The following is a 2,220-nucleotide window of genomic DNA, read 5'->3' on the forward strand; positions in this document are numbered from 1 at the left end:
CCCGTTTCCCTTAGTTAAAGATATTGTTGGGTATCTCAAGATGTGTCATTCGATTTTGCCGATAAAGCGGTAGAAGATTTCCACTTCCTGTTCCCGGCTTCCGTCCTCACTTTTGACCGCTTCATGGACAAGGATTTTTTCAATCAGCGTATTCAGAAGTTCAGCCGTCAATTCTGTGGGATTGACATACTGTTTCATCAGACCTATCCACTTTTCAGCGTCAACCGCTGTCTGGGCGGCGACCTCCATCGCTTCGTGAAGCCGTTCAATTTTTGCGTCCAATTCTCGCTGTTCGCCCTGATACTTTTCGGACAGCATATTGAAATTGTATTCTGTAATGCGTCCGGCAGACCAGTCCTCATACATTTTTGCAAACAGGGTGTCTACTTCTGCTTTGCGCTTTTCCGCCTTTTTCAGTTCGGCTGTCTGCCGCTTCCTTGCAGTATTGCGTTCCTTGTCGCTGGCGTTAAGTAGCCGTTTCAGAAGTTTGTCCCCATCCTGCTGTGCCAGCACAGACCAGTATTGCAGACGGGAAAGGACATAGGCGTAAAGCACATCATAGCGGATATAGTGCATGGAACACTGGTGCAATCCTTGCCCGTACTTGCTACAATGGTAGTGGGCATAGGGATTTTTGTTCTGGCTGTTCATACCATAGGCCAGCGACCAGCCGCAGTCCGCACATTTTACCAGCCCGGAAAATATCTGTGTTGTGCCGTTCTTCTGCCGTCTGCGCCTGTTGCAAATCTGCTCCTGTACTTGACGGAACACATCTTCGGAAATAATCGCTTCGTGGGTGTTCTCCACACGATACCATTCCTCTTTTGGCTTGCGTACTTTCTTCTTGTTTTTGAATGAAATATTGGTCTGCTTATTGTGGACGCTGTGTCCGATATAGGTTTCCTCTTTCAGAATACTTTTCACCTGCGCTATCGTCCACGCATAGGCTTTTTCCTCCGGCGCTCCGGCATAGATATTTGCGAAAGTGCCGTATCTCTGGAAATTCAGCCAGCCGGGAGTAGGTACTTTTTCTTCGACCAAAATCCGTGTAATGCTGGCGGCTCCCCGGCCATGAACGGCAAGGTCAAAAATCTTTTCGATAATCCACCTTGTTTCCGGGTCAATCAGAAGATGGCCTTTCTTATCTGGGTCTTTGACATAGCCAAGCGGAGCATAGGCTCCATAGTGTGCGCCATTTGCGAACCGTGTCCGCATGGCCGCCTTTACCTTTTTGCTGGTCTGGCGGGCGTGCATTTCATTCAGAATGTTGAGGAATGGGGCAAGCTCATTCTCTCCGTTGATGGTGTCCACATTGTCATTGACAGCGATATAGCGGACTCCTTTGCTGGGAAAGTAGATTTCCGTGTATTGGCCGGTCAGAATGTAGTTTCTGCCTAAGCGGGATAAATCCTTCGTAACAACGCAGTTGATTTTCCCGTCCTCAATGTCATCAATCATTCTCTGAAAATCCGGCCTGTCAAAGTTCGTTCCAGACCATCCATCGTCGATATATTCATCTATGACATTCAGGCTATGCTCGGCGGCATATTGCCGGAGCATCATGCGTTGTGTCTGAATACTCCCGCTTTCTCCTTGCAGTTCATCGTCCCGGCTCAATCTCATATAAAGCGCCGTGTTGTAAATCGTAGTATTGTAAGGTTGTTTCACCGTTAAAAATCCTCCTTCTAAAGAAACAACCCACGCTTACAATACTTTTGCTCTATGGCAATTATATCATAAGCGTGGGCGTGTTATCAATGATGGGCTATCAGGTTGAAGCGGCTTTTTCTGCGGTATGCCGCACCACATCTACAATCAGATCACCGAGGGGCTTCCCGCCTGCGGCGAAGTGTTCGGAGATTTTTATACGGTTGTTCCCACATACAAAATACTGCGTGCCGTTCTCTGCTTGTATGACCTGCCCTGTCCGGGGTGTAAAAATATCGCTTTCGCTTTTTGCCATCCAGTGTCCTCCATATTCAGTTTTCAAGGTACAATGCCGCACAAAGGCGGCGAAAATTTCTGCTTATATCTATCACCTTTCCTTTACCGTGTGCCGCTGCTGACGTTTCAGTTCCGCCAGTATATCCGGCGGGATACGGTCAACCAGCCGCTGTAAATTGTCCAGTTCGCTTTTCAGCTTTGCCCGTTCCATCGTATCTTTCATCTTTCCTTTTTCGCTGGCCTTTGCCCTTGCTTCCAACTTCTCATTCTCCGCCA

Annotated in this window: 2 protein-coding genes and 1 pseudogene; all 3 read right to left on the reverse strand. The window is 48.0% G+C overall.

What is annotated here, in order from left to right:
- Positions 1–45: 45 nt before the first annotated feature.
- Positions 46–1,623 carry a recombinase family protein gene (locus I2D94_RS17820; protein WP_069972668.1) on the reverse strand — a complete coding sequence of 526 codons (1,578 nt, stop codon included), beginning with the start codon at positions 1,621–1,623 and terminating at the stop codon, positions 46–48.
- Positions 1,624–1,768: 145 nt separating this feature from the next.
- Positions 1,769–1,963: a hypothetical protein gene (locus I2D94_RS17825; protein WP_002334813.1), complete on the reverse strand. Its 195-nt coding sequence runs from the start codon at positions 1,961–1,963 to the stop codon at positions 1,769–1,771.
- 72 nt (positions 1,964–2,035) lie between these two features.
- Positions 2,036–2,220: pseudogene (locus tag I2D94_RS17830) on the reverse strand (plasmid recombination protein); the annotation flags it as partial.

The organism is Holdemania sp. 1001302B_160321_E10, from assembly GCF_015552275.1.
In the GTDB taxonomy this organism is placed as follows: Bacteria; Bacillota_I; Bacilli_A; order Erysipelotrichales; family Erysipelotrichaceae; genus Holdemania.

Excerpts from the sequence above, each read along its gene's own strand:
- I2D94_RS17825 (WP_002334813.1), bottom strand. The coding sequence starts at position 1,963 with ATGGCAAAAAGCGAAAGCGATATTTTTACACCCCGGACAGGGCAGGTC.
- I2D94_RS17820 (WP_069972668.1), bottom strand. The coding sequence starts at position 1,623 with ATGAGATTGAGCCGGGACGATGAACTGCAAGGAGAAAGCGGGAGTATT.